Origin of the sequence: Clostridium rhizosphaerae (assembly GCF_016765585.1) — a bacterium.
GTDB classification, from domain to species: domain Bacteria; phylum Bacillota; class Clostridia; order Clostridiales; family Clostridiaceae; genus Clostridium_AT; species Clostridium_AT rhizosphaerae.
Genome location: NZ_JAESWC010000002.1, coordinates 814537 through 833558 on the forward strand (window position 1 = coordinate 814537; position 19022 = coordinate 833558).

Here is a 19022-nt window from a genome sequence, read left to right on the forward strand (position 1 = left end):
AAGCAAAATATTAATTAATTAATCTGAAGGGAATTACAACACTTGATGAAGAAATTATCCAGCATTATACCAAAATACTCTGCACTTCCATTACTTTTGGTTGTTATCGTTAATTTTTCAGTGTATTCTGGGGTACGACTATTTTATAAAAATCGTATTTTTCATACTTTAACCTCTTATTTAGATAATAAAATTCCGGTAATTCCAATTTTTGTTGTTGTTTATTTTGGCTGTTATCTTTTTTGGATTGTTAACTATATATTAATCAGCCGCATAAGCAAAGAGCAGTGCTATCGTTTAGCCATAGCAGATTTGACCGGAAAACTAATTTGCGGTATTATATACATCGCTTATCCTACAACAAATGTAAGACCAGATATAGCCTCTTCAGGCATATTTGTGGACATGCTTAAATTCTTATACAGTATAGATGCTGCAAATAATCTTTTTCCATCTATTCATGTTTTAGTAAGCTGGAACTGTTTTATTGGTATTAGAAACTCTGAATCTGTACCAAAATGGTACCGCTATTTTTCATTATTTACAGCAATAATGATATGTATTTCAACCTTAGCAACAAAACAGCATGTTTTAGTTGATGTTTTTGCAGGACTTATACTCTCGGAACTGACATGGCAATTTGCATTACGCTTGCAAATTAATAAAACAATAGATTCTTTTAATCAGGAGGCATAAATGAAAGTTCTAACAATAGCAATTCCTTGCTACAATTCGGCAGCTTATATGAATAAGGCTATAGAATCTCTGCTAATTGGAAGTGAGGATATAGAAATCTTAATTATAAATGATGGTTCAAAAGATAATACTTCAGTAATAGCCGACGAATATGAAAAAAAATATCCAAATATAATACGTGCAATTCATAAAGAAAACGGTGGCCACGGAGATGCCGTAAACACAGGCCTTAAAAACGCTTCGGGTTTATATTTTAAAGTTCTTGACAGCGATGATTGGTTTGATACGGAAAGTTTTAAAAAAGTACTTAATATATTAAGAGACATGATTAGCAGTTCCACACAATTGGACATGCTTATTGCAAATTATGTATATGAAAATGTGAGTTTAGGAAAGTCAACAAGCATTAATTATAAAGGAGCAATGCCTGAAGAAAAAATATTTACCTGGAATGACTTGGGTTATCTTAAAGGCAGCCAGAATATATTGATGCACTCTGTCATTTATCGTACTGAGGTTCTTAGAAAGTGTAATCTTGAACTTCCAAAACATACCTTTTATGTTGACAACATATTTGTATATAATCCGCTGCCTTATGTAAATTCAATATATTATGTAAACTTGGACCTTTACAGATACTTCATCGGAAGAGATGATCAATCTGTAAATGAAAAGATAATGATTGCTCGTATAGACCAGCAGATTAAAGTAACGAAGATAATGATAGACAGCTATAATCCAGCCATTGTAAAATCCGAAAAACTTCGCAAATACATGGTTAAATATCTGGTTATGATGATGACAATTACTACTGTACTTTTATTGAAGGATAACACAGAGGAAAACTTAAATAAAAAGAAAGAACTTTGGAATTATCTAAATTACAAAAACAATAATTTATATAAGGAAGTCAGCAGATCCTTTCTAGGACTGTTTGTACAATTCAAAGGACTTATGGGAAGAAAGCTTATATTATTCGCTTATTCACTATCAAGAAAAGTCTTTGGATTTAATTAATCTAATATACAAAATATAATTAAAATGGGCTGACTCAAAACAGCTAAACTTAGCGTGGTATTTGAATACGTAGAAACATTTGAGCAAGCAGCAATAAGACTTTAATTTAAAAATTTATAAAGCCGTTAAAAATCCTATATTGTCAGAGTGAAACGAGTTTATAGGATTTAGGCTTTATAAATTTTTTAATTATTAGTCTTATCTGCGAAGCGAACGTTTCCTAGAATTCAAATACCACGCGATAGGTTTAAGCTGTTTTGAGTCAGCCCCTTGTTTTAATTAATTATTTTTGCTCTATTTCCTTTTCTACACATTTTAAAGCTTCTGCCACTACATTATGCATATCAAGATATTTATACATTCCAAGGCGGCCGCCAAAAATAACATTTGTTTCTTTATCAGAAAGAGTCTTATACTTTGCATAAAGGTTATTGTTTTTATCGTCATTCATTGGGTAATAAGGTTCGTCTCCTCGTTTCCAGTTTGCAGGATACTCTTTTGTAATTACCGTTTTAGGATTTACTGTTCCATTTTCAGTTCCAAACTCAAAATGCTTGTGCTCAATTATTCTTGTATAAGGTATTTCATATTCAGTATAATTAACTACTGCATTTCCCTGATAATTCTCAGCGTCAATAACTTCTGTTTCAAATCTTAGTGAACGATATTCAAGTTCACCATATAAGTAATCATAATATTCATCAATCATTCCAGTAAAAACTATCTTATCCGCTAGACTACTCAATTCCTTGCGATCCTTGAAGAAATCAGTGTTAAGTTTCACTTCTATGCCTTCAAGCATTTTCTCAATAATCTTAGTATAACCACCAATTGGTATTCCCTGATACCTGTCGTTGAAGTAGTTGTTATCATAGGTAAACCGTACAGGCAGTCTTTTTATTATAAAGCTCGGAAGCTCTGTTGCTCTGCGCCCCCACTGCTTCTCTGTATATCCCTTAACAAGCTTTTCGTAAACATCTTTTCCAACAAGGCTTATAGCCTGCTGCTCAAGATTTTCAGGCTCAGTAATGCCTGCTTCCTCAATCTGCTGCTGTATTTTAGCCTTTGCCTCTTCAGGGGTTATTACTCCCCACATCTTATTGAAGGTATTCATGTTGAAAGGCATATTATAAAGCTCCGATTTGTACCTTGCAACCGGTGAATTTGTATATCTATTAAACTCAGCAAACTGATTTACATACTCCCAAATTTCTTTACTGCTGGTATGAAAAATATGTGCTCCATACATATGTACCTGAATTCCATCAATCTCAGCTGTATATATATTTCCTGCAATATGTGAACGCTTGTCTATAACAAGGCATTTCTTGCCTCTTTTATTAGCTTCATAAGCAAAGGTTGCTCCAAACAGACCTGCTCCGACAATCAGATAATCGTACATGATAAATTCTCCTCGTATAATCAATTTCTTAAATGATAGTATATCATAATTTTACAATAAGAAAAGCAGCAACTTATAATCATTGCTTAAAAAATTAATTAACATGATTTTAACCTTCAATTAACCAAAACAAAAACTAACCATAATATACTAAAAAAAAGAGATTATAAGGATGTGATTAGGGTGAAAAGTCCAATTACTTTTAAAGATTGGTTATATACAGCTGGTGTTCTTCTTATTGCCTGTATTGTCTTTCTTCTGCTTGATCAGCTGCCCTTCATCAGTGATACCTTTGACAAAATAGGCGCCTATTTCGAAATGCATAACAAATATATTTACTAAAATGCTTATAGAAACGTTAAAAGCGGTGACATGTGCCACCGCATGGCTGTTATATTATTTTAATGGTTCAGAACCTTTTAATAATTATCGTATTACCCCATGATTGCTTATATTAACATTAACATTAACATCAAAAACTACATCCTTATAAGCATTTTCCCAATTAACCGTTTTCCAGTAGTTATTATGCTTTGCGCGTATAATATCACCTATTCCTATGGGGTCACTGCCTACTTCTTGTGTATACTTCAAAACTTTTTCACAAATTTCTTTTATTTCTGCTGAAATAACCTCCTCGATATGTTGCTGAAAATCACTATCATACATTTCATTCCATTTAAATTCTGCAACAGTGGCGTTTAAATTTAATGATATATTAACTATAGGTTTATTGTCCAATATTTCTACAGAAAGCTTACGTTTCACTTTATTAATATTTAAAGCGCATCCTTTCTTATTATTCTCCAATTCCTTTTCTTGGAGCCTTTTAGAAACAAAAACAGTGCCCTTCATTTTCCCCATCATAGCTAATAAGAAAGGGGTTTCTTTTGTATCAATTTTTCCTACTAATTTATCCCCAGAAAACAGTGCAGTACCGGTTACTTCAACTCCCTTTCCTTTGTCTGTCTGAAGTTTTATAATTGGTGCTACAGGGTCTATACCTGGTGCAAAATACAGTGTGCTGAATTGAAATATCTTTGTCTCAGGCACATAGGATGACTTTATATTGCTCCTAATCAAATCATGAATATAAAATGCCGGCAACGGTTTATCTCCAAATCCTTGCAATGCTTCAAGCATTTCCTTAGGACTGCCCTCAGTTATTAAAACAAATGCAGTTGGAGGATCAGTAGAGTCACGTTCAATTACTTCTATCAAGTTATTAATCCCCTTGCTTGCTAGAGAATCTTCTATTAAAAATTGCTGTATTTTTCCGCCTTCAACCACCTTAGCTGATGTTTTTCTCGCTTTTTCTCTAAATTCTCTAAGCATACCTGCATTTGAATAAATTAATTCTGTTCTTTCTTTTGCAGTCAAATCAACTACAGGAATAGTAAAGGATATTAACATATCCTTTGTACTAGTTGATTCAAAACCTACCTGCAGTACAAATCCAGACTTTTCATATATCTTCTGATCCCAGCACCCAGATAAATTTATAGTCATTATTATAGTCAGCAAAAAAATTATTGTTTTTTTCACTTTATATTTTCACCTTCTTTCTGAAAATAGAAATGAAAAAAGTGAAAATGATAATAGCCACTACTATCATTCCAATATTTCCTGCATATTCTGCATAAACATAAGTTGATTCAAAATCTTTAGGTATCCTGCTTATTATTATTTCTATTGCAACTATAATAAATAATAAAGGATTTCTTTTTTTTGTTTTAAACATCATTGAAATACTATAATATGCTGAAAATAGATATGCTCGCACACTGGAAGCCATAGTAGGAAACCAAAATAGAATGTATAGTGTATCCAACCTTTCGATAATAGGTACCTCAATTGCCTGCTCAATATTATAAACAGGAAACACAACCATACTTAACTTTTTTTCTCCAAACACCATTATTGAAACAATTACTGATAAAGCATAATATATTGTTGTAAAAATTAAAGCTGAACTCATATACTTAGGGACATTTTCTTTATCTTTAATATTAGGATATATAAATGCTATTAATTCAAATCCAAGAAATGAATATGAACTTATTTTAATTCCTTGTATTATTGGCATTAGACCTGCATTCCCAATTGGCATCAAATAAGTATATCTTGTATATTTAACAACTAATAATAAAGTTATAAACAAAATAAGATAAGAAAAAAGCAGCATGACCGCAAATCTGCAAACAACTTTTAATCCTTTTGAAATACCATATATTGTGGATAAAAGGATTAAAAAAGTAATAACTATAGGCGGCGTAAGCTTAAGTATAATAATATTTACAGCTTCCTCAAAAATTCTCAAGGTTACGCCTGTTATAAATAATAAATATAATATAAACCCTAAATTGAGGATACTGCCTAAAATTTTTCCATAGGCAATATTATTTATTTCAAAAATTGTTTTATCTGAGTAGCTTTTTAATAAATATGTAATCAGTAAACCTTCAAATAAGCATGCACCACCTGCACCAATGATTGAAATCCAGCCATCATGACCTACCTTCTGTGCTAGAATAGAGGGGAAAGTTAAAATTCCTATACCTATTTGCGCTGAAACTATGAAACCCATTAGCTGAACAGATGTAATTTCATGTTTAGGGTTATTCACCTTCACCACTTCTCCTTTTTTCTATAGGTTGTGCTGTATTAGGTCTTCTTTTCATAAACTTCAAAGGAAATCTTATTATTGTATCCTTAATATCTTGGATTTTTAATGGCATTATTGGTGCAAAATAAGGTTGACCTAAGGATTCCAAGGATAATAAATGCATCAAAAGTAAAGAAAAACAGGTAATCATTCCTACAATTCCAAATAGAGATGCCATTAATAAAATAGAAATTCTTAGTACTGTTATTGTCATTCCAAACTCGTAGTTTGGAGTAACGTAAGATGCTATAGCCATTATTCCAACTACAATGATAAACAAATTACTTACAATACCTGCAGATACTGCTGCCTGCCCAATTATAATACCTCCAACAACACCTATAGTGGCACCTATATATGTTGGAAGCCTTATTGAAGCTTCCCTGATCATTTGAACTGTAAATTCCATCATAAGCGCTTCAGCTACAGGAGGAAATGCAACAGCTGTCCTCGATTTACCTAATTGTACTAATATATCAGTTGGAATTAGGTAATATTGAAATGATGTAATAGAAATATATATGCCCGGTAGTGTTAGTGTAGTTATTACGCTAAGAAATCTCACAAATCTAATTATTGTACCGGGTATCCAATTACTGCTGTAATCATCAGGGGCATCAAAAAAAGAAGAAAAGGAAATAGGTGCTATCAGCGCATATGGAATACCATCTAATAGTACTACAACTTTCCCCTCTAAAAGAGCTGCCACAGATCTATCTATCCTTTCAGTAGCTATATATTGAGGAAATACTGACAGTTTGGAATCTACTATCAGCTGTTCAATATAACCTATAGATAGCAATCCATCAATTTTTATATTACTAATCTTATTATAAAAGTTGTTTACTATTTCAGGGTTAGCTATCCCCTCAATATAAGCTATAGCTAAATTCTGATTTGTTAAATTTCCTAAAACTATAGATTTAAACTTAAGCTTACTGCTCTTAATTTTGCTTCTTAGCAGTGAAATATTTGTGTTTAGTGACTCAATAAATCCATCATGAGGACCACGTACATTTTTTTCTCCATCAGGCTCGCTTATGACTCTTTTTTCTACATTCATCAAATCACATGCTACTGCAAAACTAACTCCATCAAATAAAAAGACTATTTTTCCTTCAAGCACTGAAGTAACAACAGAATCAATATCATAGCATAATAAATTGTTTAGTGTAGGCAGATGTTCTATTATATTCTTGTCTGATAACATAGAATAGTCCATCATCATAAGCGGCCTTATAAAATCCCTTTGAAGCAAATCTGAATTTATAAATTCCTTAATAAATATAAAACAGCCTCTTTTCATTTCTTTTAATGCCACTTGCTTTTTTATTATATCTGGACAATCAGTAAAATAGTAATTTAAAATTCTCAAATTATTATCTAACCTGAAATCCAGTCTCATACCCTTATTCAATGTCTGCCACATCCCTTTACGATATATACGTTTTGCAGTGCAAAATGCTTGACCTGTGTTTATTATAGTCATGTTAATGTTTAATTATGTAGCAAAAAAATAGAACCTTCTATAATGAAGGTTCTATTTTTATTCACTTGTATACTGCTTATAACTTGCTGAATCTTCTCCAGCCACCTTATCAAGCTTCCAGGAATAACCCTTTGTGTTGTCATAAACAAGGACATACACTGCTGCAATAGAAGAAGTTTTTTGTTTTCCTCCATCGTTATAAGTAATGGTTCCAGTAACAATCTTAACATTTTCCATTCCTTTTTTAGAGGACACTTTAGTAGTTTTAAAGGTTTTTGCTTCATCAGCTGTTATAGTGTGCTTATCGGAAAACCATAAAAACTGATAGCTTCCTTCTATTTGTGCATTTACAAGACTAGCTGCCACAACGTCCTTTGATACATCAGATATAGTGACGCTTTCAGCTGTTGTCTTAGATTTTTTAACTAATTGTATTTTATCAAAAGACAGTGCATAGGTATAATCCGTTGAAAGCACTGCTTTTACTTCCCCTGCGCTGTTCTGTCTTTTAACAGTAACACTTAAATTTTTGCTCTGAGCATCAAACTTTTTATCAGCTATATCAATGCTCTTCGTAAAGCTGTCATTTACATAAAAACTCTTGCCTCCAAAAACGCCTGCATTGCTCACAGACTGCTCTATAGGCTCCTTTTTAATAAGTTCAAGCATTTTATCCTGTGAAAAGGATGGTGATAAAGCTAATACAAAATCCTCACTGCTGTTTCTCTCAATAGAAGCTATCTTCCAAGCCTCATTTTCAAAAACAAGATTACATTTTAATTTGCCTGCTGAGGCAATAATGCCGCTGTCTATGCCAGCATCAATAAGTGCTGTTTCCTTAAGATTGTCAAAATCCGGAGTTCTTGAATCCATTTTGAAAGTTTTAACATCTGCATCGCTTAAGGCTTTTTCCTTATCACCTATATTTATATTTAATTTCTTAACTCCTTCAAGTATCTGATTTTCCTCCATACCTACCAACGGCTTTACAGAAGTATCCCCGGAGATAGTTATCTTATCATTAATTACCCACTTTTTATTATCATTCATTGTATACTGAAGCGCTAACAATGTTTTTACTTCAAGACTGCCGTTATTTAAGTCTACAGCTATCTTTATATCGTCCTTTTTTTCACGCTTATTTGTATTTCTTTCACTTATACTTAGGCTTTTTATAAATCCTTTTTTAATATCAAAACTTGTCCCCTTCGGAAGTACTATAGCTTTTCCTATAAGATCCTCTTTTATTCTCCCTTCATCCACAGTTCTTCCTGAGAAATATAGATACCCTGCTCCCCCTGCTGCAATAATAACAATCAAGGTTATTAAGCTTATAACAACCTTTATGTTTTTAAAAGGCTTTACTAATGCTTTAAGAAATTTATCTCTTTTATATTCTTTAATCTGCTTTTCAGTTATAACAGGCATTTTTAAGGTATCATACTTTTTTTCAGCGCTTGCAGCTTCCACGCCTGCAGCAGTAATTTCTTTTGTTTCTACAGATTCAGCTTCTTCAAGCTTTATTCCGCAGTAGGGGCAAAATTTCAGACCATTAATATTATCAAATTCACTTTTGCAGCTGTTACAAACCATAACTTTTCATCCTTTCAGTCATAATGCTGATTTATTTATCAAAATTTGTTGTTTAATCAAAATATTATAGAGATATTGTAACATACTGTACTATGTCTTGAGAATAACAACTTTTTTAATATATCCGCATAGAGTTATTAACTATTTTCGCACTTTATCATTCACACTTTTATTAAAAAAACATAATTTAATTTTATAGTAATAATTATTGGAGGTTTACAATGGGATATTACGTTAAAACCCCAACAAACGTAAAAATCTATGTAGAGGATTTAAACCCTGAAGGAAAAAAGACAATACTGTTCTTACATGGTTGGCCAGGCAGTAACAGATTGTTTGAATATCAATTTGACAAGCTTCCAAAACTAGGTTACAGATGCATAGGAATAGATACAAGAGGATTTGGAAGTTCTGATAAACCCTGGTCAGGATATGATTATAATACACTTTCAGATGATGTCAGATATGTAATTGATACATTGGGATTGCATGATATTACTCTTGCAGGCCATTCAACCGGAGGTGCTATAGCTGCAAGGTATATGGGCAGGCATAAAGGTCATGGAATATCAAAGCTTGTTCTAGTTGACGCAGCAGCACCAAGTCTTATTAAGCGTCCTAATTTCCCTTATGGCTTAGATAAAGAGACGGTAGACCAAATAATAGAAGGTACTTATACAGACAGGCCTAAAATGCTGCGTGGTTTTGGAGATATATTCTTCTATAAACATATAACTGAAGCTTTCTCAGATTGGTTCTTCCAAATAGGATTACAGGCTGCCGGATGGTCTACTGCGGCAATTGCAAATACTTGGCTGAATGAAGTGTTGTTTTCCGATTTGGAAGCTGTAAATGTTCCAACGTTAATTATTCATGGAATTCATGATAAGGTTGTTCCCTTTGAACTAGGTGAAGTCCAAAATAAAATGATAAAAGGATCAAAACTCCTGCCCTTCAATTATAGCGGCCACGCATCCTTTTATGATCAGAAAGATAAATTTAATGAAGAGCTAGCAAGATTCATTGAAGAATAATTTATCAATACAAAAAGCAGCGAAATTAATCGCTGCTTTTAAAATACAATATTTAACTTCATTTTGAGCAGTTTGCATTAAGGTTATATTATTTAAATTAAATTGACATATATTTCAAAAAATCTGAATACTTCATTGAACTGTTTAATTTATATTGCTATAATTTGGATATAGCTACTACGTGAAGAGGTGCAGATAATCATGAATGATAACTCAAAATGGAAGCCTGCTCAGGGCAATATACTTACAAGATGGGCTGGGGAAATTGATCCTTGTAATGTACTTCCCGAATATCCAAGACCCCAGATGAAAAGAAACAATTGGATGAATCTGAATGGATTATGGGATTATGTTATTAAACCCGATAAAGAGGACATACCTTCTGATTTTGAAGGTAAAATTCTTGTACCCTATCCTTTGGAATCCTCCCTCTCAGGAGTGAAAAAGTCACTTCTGCCCAAAGAAAAACTATGGTACAGAAGAAGCTTCACTGTTTGTGATAAGTGGAAAAAAGATAGGCTGCTGCTTCACTTTGGGGCTGTTGACTGGAAGGCTGAAGTATGGATTAATAACCTAAAAGTCGGCGAGCATACAGGAGGCTATTATCCTTTTACTTTCGAAATCACTGAATTTATTAAAGAAGGCGAAAATGAAGTTGTAGTATCTGTATGGGACCCTACAGATACATACGGGCAGGAAAGAGGAAAGCAAGTATTAAAACCTAAAGGAATGTTTTATACTCCAGTATCCGGCATTTGGCAAACTGTTTGGATTGAACCGGTTCCTAAAAACTATATTAAGTCCATTAAGCTGATTCCTGATATAGACAACGAAGAGCTTTCAGTGGAAGTTGAAGTAGATGCAGCAGATGGAGAAATTCATATTGAAGCTTCTGCATATGAGGGTAATAAGGAGATTATAATTGATAGACACAGCATGGGAGAAACATTAAAACTAAAGATTTCATCTCCAAAGCTGTGGAGTCCTGACTCACCCTTTCTTTATGATTTGAAAATCAGGCTTATTAAGGATGCCGCTGTAATAGATGAAATCACCAGTTATTTTGGCATGAGAAAATTCAGCATTGGCGAAGACAATATAGGTATTAAAAGATTGCTTCTTAATAATCTGCCTCTCTTTCAAAACGGTGTTTTAGATCAGGGATACTGGCCTGATGGCCTCTATACCACTCCAACTGACGACGCTCTTAAGTATGATGTTGAAACAGCAAAGAGGCTTGGGTTTAATATGATACGCAAACATATTAAGGTAGAACCTTTAAGGTGGTATTATCACTGTGACAAACTAGGCATTATTGTGTGGCAGGATATGATAAATGGAGGAGGCAGTATTGAAAAACTGCGTCATTTGCTTATCCCAAACTTAGCCAGAGGAGTTTCCTTTGAAGATACAAGCCATAAAAAATATGGGAGGCATAAGCAATCCAATCGAGACAATTACAAAAAAGAACTGAAAGAAATGATTGACGGTCTCTATAATACTGTAAGCATTGGCCTATGGGTTCCTTTTAACGAGGCATGGGGACAATTCGATGCGTCTGAAATTTCCAAATGGGTCAAGGAATATGATCCAACCCGCCTTGTAGATCATGCTAGCGGATGGTACGACCAGGGCTCAGGGGATATTAAAAGTGTTCATATTTACTTTTGCAAGCTTTATATGCCAAAAAAATTAAAAAACAGAGCTGCGGCAATTACAGAGTATGGAGGTTATAGCCTTCTTGAAAAAGGACATGTGTGGCGAGAAGACAAAGAGTATGGATATAAACATTTTGAAACCAGGGAGGAGTTAAAAAATGCCTATACTTCTCTTATAAATTCTCAGCTTAGACCATTAGTACCAAGGGGAGTCTCGGCAGCAGTATTTACACAGTTAACGGACGTTGAAACAGAAATAAACGGCATTATAACCTACGACAGAGAAGTTGTAAAAATTGATCCCGAAATAATGAAGGAATTAAACACAATTAAATTATAATTGGAGGCGGTGCCCTTGGAGACTAATGATATCAGTAAAAAAAACTGGACACTTATATGGGTTCTTGGAATGGCTGGCCAAATCTGCTGGAATGTTGAGAATTCATGGTTTAACACCTTTGTGTATGCAAAAATTGCCCCTAGCCCTTCCATTGTATCCTGGATGGTAGGTGTAAGTGCTGCAGTAACTACCTTTGCTACCTTCTTTGTAGGTACATTAAGCGATAGAAAAGGAAAACGAAAACCCTTTATTGCTGTAGGATATATATTATGGGGATTGTTCACAATCGCATTTGGGGCAGCAGAATTTTTCCCAAAGAATCCTTTTATTCTGGCAGCCATATTTGTTATATCAGCAGATGCAGTCATGAGCTTCTTTGGTTCTGTTGGAAATGACTCGGGCTTCAGTACATGGACTACAGATATTTCAAACGAGCATAACAGGGGCAAGCTGGGCGGTGCTCTCGCAGCAATGCCGGTGCTTGCAACAATATTTGGCTCCGTAGTTTCAGGTATTATAATTGATACAGTAGACTTTTTCCCATTCTTTATAATAATGGGCGGTACCGTAATGCTGGTTGGAATATTTACAATCTTTAACCTTAAGGATTCCCCTACCCTTAAACCCAAAAAAGATGAAAAAGGATTCTTGCATCAGTTTCTATCCGTATTCAATATCAGGACAGTTAAGGAAAATAAGGAATTGTTTTGGGTATTTATGGTGATATTAGTTTACTTTATCGGCTTTGACGTCTATTTTCCATATATCACAATTTACTTTGCCAATTATTTAAAGCTTGATTATACTATGACAGGACTAATTCAGGGAGCAGGTCTTTTAGGAGCTGTGCTTCTAACAATGCCAACCGCACGCTTTATTGACAAAGGCAAGTCCCCTGCTGTCATACTATTTGCATTGGTTGCTAATTTCATTGGTCTTTTTGTAATAACACTTTCAAGTAAAATTCCAGTACTTTTAATAGGTGTTTTAGGCTCAGGCATTGGCTATGTACTCACATTTCAAACACTTATCGCTTGGATTAAAAATCTCTATCCAGAGGATCAAAGGGGTCAGTTTGAAGGAATAAAACAAATATTTTTTGTTTGTCTCCCTATGATTATAGGTCCTTCAATAGCTACAGTTGTTATAAATAATTTTGGTGTTCAGGGAGTCATAGATGGAACTTCGGGCATGATTCCTACAGAATCTTTGTTTCTGTTCTCGGCTGTATTAACAAGCCTTACAGTACTCCCGTTGATTCCGGCATATAAACTTAATAAGGCACGTATTCAATCTATAAAGAAAGGAGTGGAAATGTAATTATGCAAAATGAAATAACCGAAAAAGGAAATGTTTTAAAAGATAATGGTACCCTTGCCACAGCCGGCTACTCTACAAGAAGAGTTTTAGACTATAATCGTGAGGCAATAAAAACTCCATGGAAAATAAAAGAGTGGGATTTTTATCAAGTAAGCAATGACAGATTCTGCATTCAGTTCACAATTGGACATGTTTCCTATGCAGGCACTGTTACGATTACTGCTTTTGATATTATAACAGGAAAAAAGCAAAGTGTATCAAAGCCCCTTGTTCTTCCCTTTAACAGGCTTCATATGCCAAGAAGTGCCGAGGAGGGAGACCTTTCCTACAAAGTAAAGGGCTTTGAAATGTCCTTTACTCACATTGAAGGAGGCAGAAGATTATACTGTAAAGTAGATGACCCAAAGCTTTTGCCTGTAGAAATTGATATTACACTGAATCAGCCAAGCAAAGCCTCCATTGTTATGGCTACTCCCTTTGATGAAGGCCCCAATTATTTTTACTACAATCATAAAATAAATTGTATGCCGGCCTCTGGAAAAGCTGTCTTTGGAATTGAAACCTATGATATTAATCCTGACACCACCATTGGTCTGATTGATTGGGGACGAGGTGTCTGGCCCTTTAAGCATGAATGGTTTTGGAGCAACGGCAGCTCAATAATTGATGGAAAGCTCTTCGGCTTCAATATTGGCTACGGCTTCGGAAACACCTCCGCAGCTACAGAAAACATGCTTTTTTATGATGGAACTTGCCACAAGCTTGAAGACGTTAGCTTCAATATTCCAAAAGACAGTTATACAAAACCATGGACCTTCACAAGCAGCGATAACCGTTTCGAGATGGAATTTATACCTGTCTTTGATAACTATACTGAGACAAAACTGCTCTTTGTCAACAACCACTGCCACCAGGTTTTTGGAAGATTCACCGGAAAAGCTGTACTCGATGATGGCAGAGTACTTGAAGTTAAAGATCTTACAGCCTTCGCAGAACATGCCGTAAACAGGTGGTAATAAACTATTTTCGGATTACAAAATACAATATTTCTTTTAAATAATAAATATAAGAGGCTATCTCAAAACAGCTAGTTTAAGCTATTTTTAGACAGCCCCTATGCTTTTTTATTAAAAATAATGAGGGTGATTTTATATTTATCCTAAATAAGCTTCCTTAACCTTTTCATCTTTTAAAAGTTCTTGGGCATTGCCCTCTAATACAATTCTGCCGGTTTCCAGCACATAAGCCCTATCAGCTATAGAAAGAGCCAGATTAGCATTTTGTTCAACTAAAAGAATTGTAGTCCCTGCCTCATTTATCTGCTTAATTATATTAAAGATTTCTTGAACTACAATTGGAGCAAGCCCCATAGAAGGTTCGTCTAAAAGCAGCAGCTTAGGCTGTGTCATCATAGCTCTGCCGATAGCAAGCATTTGCTGTTCCCCGCCGCTTAGAGTGCCTGCCAGCTGTTTTCTTCTTTCCTTAAGTCTTGGAAACTTCTCAAACACATAATCATAGTCTGTTTTGAGCTTAGCTTTATCCTTTCTGGCGTAAGCGCCAAGCTCTAAATTTTCCATAACAGTCATGGAAGAAAATACTCTTCTTCCTTCCGGCACATGTGCCATGCCAAGGCTTGGGAGTTTATGTGCGGCTGCTGCTTTAAGGGACCTGGCGCCAAAAAATATTTCACCGGATTCAGGAGCTTCAAGCCCGGAAAGAGTTCTGAGCGTCGAAGTCTTTCCGGCACCATTAGCGCCAATGAGAGTAACTATTTCCCCCTCTCTTATTTCTAAGTTTATACCCTTTAAAGCATGAATTGAACCATAATAGAGATTCAAGTCTTTAACACTTAGCATGGAGCCGCCTCCTCTCCAAGATAAGCTTTAATAACTGCAGGATGGCTCTTTATATAGTCTGGAGAACCTTGGGCTATTATTTTCCCGTAGTCAACCACCACAATTCTCTCGCAAAGACCCATAACAAGCTTCATATCATGTTCAATCAAAAGTACTGCCAGCTCATACTCTTTTCTAATCCAAGTTATAAGCTTCATAAGCTCTTGAGTTTCCTGAGGATTCATCCCCGCTGCCGGCTCATCCAAAAGCAGAAGCCTCGGTTTAGCAGCCAGTGCTCTGACTATTTCAAGCTTTCTCTGCTCACCGTAAGAAAGACTTAAAGCCAATTCATTTCTTTTCTCCCAAAGACCGAATACCTCTAAAAGCCTTAAACTTTCAGCTTCAATTCTTGCTTCTTCGCTGAAATAACGCGGAGTCCTTAGTATTGAGTGAAGCAGATTGTATTTTGCTTGAAAGTTAAAGGATATTTTAACATTATCAAGTACAGTCATGCTGCTGAAAAGCCTTATATTTTGAAAGGTTCTGCAAATGCGTTTTTTTGTTATTTCATAAGGTTTTTTACCATGAACATATTCATTATTGAAGCTTATGGTTCCGCTGGTAGGAGCATAAACCCCTGTAAGCATATTGAAAATAGTAGTTTTTCCCGCACCATTAGGACCTATGAGTCCCACAAGCTCTCCTTGGTTTATGTTAATTGAAAAATCAGAAACAGCGGTAAGACCGCCAAAGCATATTTTTAAGCTATCTGCCTGAAGAAGCATTTGCATTACCTCCTTTTTTATTAAGACTTTTAAACATTTTAAAGGATAATTCCTTGTTGCCCATCAACCCCTGAGGCCTGAATATCATAATTAGTATTAGAAGAAGAGAATATACAATCATTCTATAGTTTGCAAATTCTCTAAGAGCCTCAGGAAGCAGTGTAAGTATACCGGCAGAAAGCATTGAGCCGGAAAGACTTCCCATGCCTCCAAGAACTACATAGGTTACAATTTCTATAGATTTCATAAAGTTAAAGCTGTTTGGCTCTAAGAACATAAAGTAATGAGCATATAAAGCTCCCGCAACTCCTGCAAAGAATGAAGCTATTACAAAGGCAATAAGCTTGTATTCCGTGGTATTTATACCCATTGCCTCCGCTGCAATTTCATTTTCTCGTGTTGCAATCATAGCTCTGCCTTGAGTTGAATTTATTATATTTTTAAGTATTATAAATGTAATAATTACGCCTAGAAATACTGTGGTAAAAGTAGTTTTTGGAGGAATACCCGCTAGCCCCCTAGCTCCTCCAACAGGCTCAATGTTTGTTATTGCAACTCTTATCATCTCCCCGAACCCAAGAGTAGTAATAGCAAGATAATCTCCTTTAAGCCTTAATATAGGAAGGCCTATTAAAAAACCTACAAGTCCGGCTGCAGCTCCTCCTAATACAATGCATAATAAGAAAGGAAGGTGAAGTTTTATAGTTAACATTGCTGCTGCATAGGCTCCTACTGACATAAAACCGGCATGCCCCAATGTCAGTTGTCCAGTAAAGCCTATAACTAAATTCAAGCTGAGCGCCAGAATAATGTTTATCCCGATAAGTACTAATATTTGCTCATAATATCTATTTAAAAGTCCCCCTTTTATTAATCCAAACAACACAAGATAAACTATTGCAACAGCGATAAAATTAACAATTGTCTTTTTATTAATTTTCAGCATATATATCACCTACACTTTCTCACTGGACTTCCTGCCCAGAAGTCCTGATGGTTTAATTATCAATACTAAGATCAATATGCCAAAAGCAATTGCATCTGAAAGCTTAGAGGATATATAAGCTTTAGTTAAGGTTTCAGCTATACCCATGAACAGGCCTCCAAAGATAGCTCCAGGTATTATACCTATACCTCCCAAAACTGCTGCTATAAAGGCTTTTAAACCAGGCATTACACCCATCAGAGGATCAATCCTGTTATAGAGGATGCCAACAAGAACACCTGCAGCGCCTGCAAGTGCAGAGCCTATGGCAAAGGTTATAGAAATTATATTATCTATATTGATCCCCATAAGCACTGCAGCATCCTTGTCTAGTGCAGCTGCTCTCATAGCCTTTCCCACCTTTGTTTTATAAACAACAAACTGAAGCAGCAATGCTAAAGCTACTGATACACATAAGATTATGAGCTGTAAATTATTTATTTGAATCGCCCCAAAGCTAATATTCTTTTGCGGTAAAATAGCTGCCGGATAAGGCTTAGGATTAGGTCCGGCAATAAATCTAACCGCATTTTCTAAAAACAGTGAAACACCTATTGCTGTAATTAAAAGAGCTATTTTAGGCGACTTACGCAGCGGTTTATAGGCTGCTTTTTCAATTAAAATACCAAGAGCTGCCGAGGCTGCCATAGCTAATAAAAGTGTAGGTACAAAGCTTAAATGCAGCGCTGTACAGACATAGAAGCCTATAAACGCTCCTGCCATATACACATCTCCGTGAGCAAAATTTATAAGTCCTATAATTCCATAAACCATAGTATAGCCTAGTGCTATTAATGCATAGACGCTGCCAAGAGCCAAGCCGTTTATAATCTGCTGAATTACTACCAAAATCATCATCTCCTCCACAAGCTTTGTAATGACAGCAGAAGCCTGCTGTCATCATTAATTAAGGGTTGACTCTCATTGTAAATTTAGTTTTGTCTCCCTCAACCTTAACAATAACTGCGGATTTTACTGCATTTCTCTTCTCATCAAAGGATACTTTCCCTGAAACTACAGTAAGATTAGTTTTCTTTAAAGCTTCCTTTATGCTCTCGCCATCTGTCTTTCCGGCAGCTTTAATTGCTTCGACAAGAATTTTTCCTGCATCATAGTTTAAAACAGCCATAGTATCAGGTGTAGTTTTATATTTATCTTCATAGGATTTCTTAAAATCTGTTACTTCCTTTGAAGTATCTTCAGGTGAGTAATGATTTGAAAAATAAGCTCCGTCAACTGCATTGCCCCCTATTTTAAAAAGGTCTGCTGAGTCCCAGCCGTCGCTGCCTACAAAGGTAGAAGTTATCCCTAAGGCTCTTGCCTGTTTAGCAATAAGTGCAACTGTTCCGTAATAATCAGGAAGGAATAATACCTGTGGATTTAATGCTTTTAATTTAGTTAATTGTGCATTAAAGTCCTGCTCCCCTTTATTATAGTTTTCAGAAGCAACAACTTTACCTCCAAGCTTTTCAAAGTTTGCTTTAAAATTCTCAGCCAAACCGCTGGAATAATCATTTCCGTTGTCAAACAGCACAGCAGCAGTTTGTGCTTTTAAGCTTTCATAAGCAAATTTGGAAGTAACAACTCCCTGAAACGGATCCTGGAAGCAGGAACGGAATACATATTCCCCGGCGTCAGTTATTTTTAGATTTGTGCCGGTTCCCGTTACCATAGGAACCTTAAATTGATTTGCAATCGGTCCTACAGAGTTGCATTGAGAGCTTGTAAGAGGTCCTACTATACCTACAACCTTATCATTGTTTATAAGCTTTTGGGCTGCAGTAGCTGAAGTAGCAGGCTTGCTTTCGTCATCTTCAAAAATAAATTTTATGTTCTTGCCAAGAGCTCCGCCGGATTTATTAACTTCCTCCTGAAGTATCTCCAGTGCGTTTTTTCCTGACTGTCCATAGCTTGCTACATCACCTGTGAGAGATAAGATAACTCCTATTTTTATATCATTAGAGCTTGCCCCGGCTTTGCCGCAGCCTGTCATAGCTCCCAATATCAACATCATACTTAGTGCTAAAGCGATTTTCTTTTTTACCATTTAAAATTTCCCCCTTAATACTTAACCTTTTTTCAATCATATAATTTCTAAAGTCACTAATGTCGCTTATATCGCTAATGTCTGACTGCATTTTAAATCCCCCCCAATAACTATTTTTTTGCATAAAAATAAAAGGTCCGGTGCAAATTTTCCATT

At 35.2% G+C, this 19022-nt stretch carries 17 protein-coding genes; 7 read left to right on the forward strand and 10 right to left on the reverse strand.

The window, feature by feature from the left end; translation table 11 throughout:
* Positions 1 to 45: 45 nt before the first annotated feature.
* Both JK636_RS07045 and JK636_RS07050 read left to right on the forward strand, forming a co-directional pair.
* Complete coding sequence (locus JK636_RS07045) at positions 46 to 696, forward strand: phosphatase PAP2 family protein (protein ID WP_202748780.1); 651 nt, start codon at positions 46 to 48, stop codon at positions 694 to 696.
* A complete protein-coding gene (locus tag JK636_RS07050; RefSeq protein WP_202748125.1) occupies positions 697 to 1713 on the forward strand; it encodes a glycosyltransferase family 2 protein in 1017 nt (338 codons plus the stop codon).
* Between the two features lie 283 nt (positions 1714 to 1996).
* On the opposite strand, the gene glf is transcribed toward JK636_RS07050, so the two are convergent.
* Positions 1997 to 3115 carry a UDP-galactopyranose mutase gene (gene glf, locus JK636_RS07055; protein ID WP_202748126.1) on the reverse strand — a complete coding sequence of 373 codons (1119 nt, stop codon included), beginning with the start codon at positions 3113 to 3115 and terminating at the stop codon, positions 1997 to 1999.
* Positions 3116 to 3298: 183 nt separating this feature from the next.
* Between glf and JK636_RS07060 the strand changes: the two genes are divergently transcribed.
* Positions 3299 to 3457, forward strand: a complete 159-nt coding sequence (locus JK636_RS07060; RefSeq protein ID WP_202748127.1) for a hypothetical protein — start codon at positions 3299 to 3301, stop codon at positions 3455 to 3457.
* An 84-nt stretch (positions 3458 to 3541) separates the two neighbouring features.
* On the opposite strand, the gene JK636_RS07065 is transcribed toward JK636_RS07060, so the two are convergent.
* From JK636_RS07065 to JK636_RS07080, 4 genes are all read right to left on the reverse strand, one after another.
* Complete coding sequence (locus tag JK636_RS07065; protein WP_202748128.1) at positions 3542 to 4660, reverse strand: Ger(x)C family spore germination protein; 1119 nt, start codon at positions 4658 to 4660, stop codon at positions 3542 to 3544.
* 1 nt (position 4661) lies between these two features.
* A complete protein-coding gene (locus JK636_RS07070) occupies positions 4662 to 5741 on the reverse strand; it encodes a GerAB/ArcD/ProY family transporter (RefSeq protein ID WP_202748129.1) in 1080 nt (359 codons plus the stop codon).
* The gene (locus JK636_RS07075; protein ID WP_243428132.1) at positions 5734 to 7197 is read right to left on the reverse strand and encodes a spore germination protein; all 1464 of its coding nucleotides are present in this window, start codon (positions 7195 to 7197) and stop codon (positions 5734 to 5736) included. Before JK636_RS07075 ends, JK636_RS07070 begins: the two co-directional genes overlap by 8 nt.
* Positions 7198 to 7326: 129 nt before the next feature.
* Positions 7327 to 8862, reverse strand: coding sequence for a hypothetical protein (locus JK636_RS07080; RefSeq protein WP_202748130.1), 1536 nt, complete (start codon positions 8860 to 8862; stop codon positions 7327 to 7329).
* 221 nt (positions 8863 to 9083) lie between these two features.
* Here JK636_RS07080 and JK636_RS07085 point away from each other — a divergent pair, with 221 nt between their 5' ends.
* The 4 genes from JK636_RS07085 to JK636_RS07100 all read left to right on the forward strand — a co-directional run bounded on the left by JK636_RS07085 (position 9084) and on the right by JK636_RS07100 (position 14230).
* A complete protein-coding gene (locus tag JK636_RS07085; protein ID WP_202748131.1) occupies positions 9084 to 9896 on the forward strand; it encodes an alpha/beta fold hydrolase in 813 nt (270 codons plus the stop codon).
* A 201-nt stretch (positions 9897 to 10097) separates the two neighbouring features.
* Complete coding sequence (locus JK636_RS07090; protein ID WP_202748132.1) at positions 10098 to 11894, forward strand: glycoside hydrolase family 2 protein; 1797 nt, start codon at positions 10098 to 10100, stop codon at positions 11892 to 11894.
* A gap of 15 nt (positions 11895 to 11909) precedes the next feature.
* Entirely contained in the window at positions 11910 to 13214 is a 1305-nt protein-coding gene (locus JK636_RS07095) for an MFS transporter (protein WP_243428133.1), read from the forward strand.
* A gap of 2 nt (positions 13215 to 13216) precedes the next feature.
* Positions 13217 to 14230, forward strand: coding sequence for a DUF2804 domain-containing protein (locus JK636_RS07100; protein ID WP_202748133.1), 1014 nt, complete (start codon positions 13217 to 13219; stop codon positions 14228 to 14230).
* A gap of 138 nt (positions 14231 to 14368) precedes the next feature.
* Here JK636_RS07100 and JK636_RS07105 read toward each other — a convergent pair whose 3' ends face one another.
* Genes JK636_RS07105 through JK636_RS07125 form a run of 5 tightly spaced genes read right to left on the reverse strand, consistent with a single transcriptional unit; the run spans position 14369 to position 18866 of the window.
* Positions 14369 to 15070 carry an ABC transporter ATP-binding protein gene (locus JK636_RS07105; protein WP_202748134.1) on the reverse strand — a complete coding sequence of 234 codons (702 nt, stop codon included), beginning with the start codon at positions 15068 to 15070 and terminating at the stop codon, positions 14369 to 14371.
* Positions 15064 to 15840 carry an ABC transporter ATP-binding protein gene (locus tag JK636_RS07110; protein WP_202748135.1) on the reverse strand — a complete coding sequence of 259 codons (777 nt, stop codon included), beginning with the start codon at positions 15838 to 15840 and terminating at the stop codon, positions 15064 to 15066. Before JK636_RS07110 ends, JK636_RS07105 begins: the two co-directional genes overlap by 7 nt.
* Positions 15815 to 16780 carry a branched-chain amino acid ABC transporter permease gene (locus tag JK636_RS07115; RefSeq protein ID WP_202748136.1) on the reverse strand — a complete coding sequence of 322 codons (966 nt, stop codon included), beginning with the start codon at positions 16778 to 16780 and terminating at the stop codon, positions 15815 to 15817. Before JK636_RS07115 ends, JK636_RS07110 begins: the two co-directional genes overlap by 26 nt.
* 9 nt (positions 16781 to 16789) lie before the next feature.
* Positions 16790 to 17671, reverse strand: coding sequence for a branched-chain amino acid ABC transporter permease (locus tag JK636_RS07120; RefSeq protein WP_338025756.1), 882 nt, complete (start codon positions 17669 to 17671; stop codon positions 16790 to 16792).
* A 55-nt stretch (positions 17672 to 17726) separates the two neighbouring features.
* A complete protein-coding gene (locus JK636_RS07125; protein WP_202748138.1) occupies positions 17727 to 18866 on the reverse strand; it encodes an ABC transporter substrate-binding protein in 1140 nt (379 codons plus the stop codon).
* Positions 18867 to 19022 lie beyond the last annotated feature (156 nt).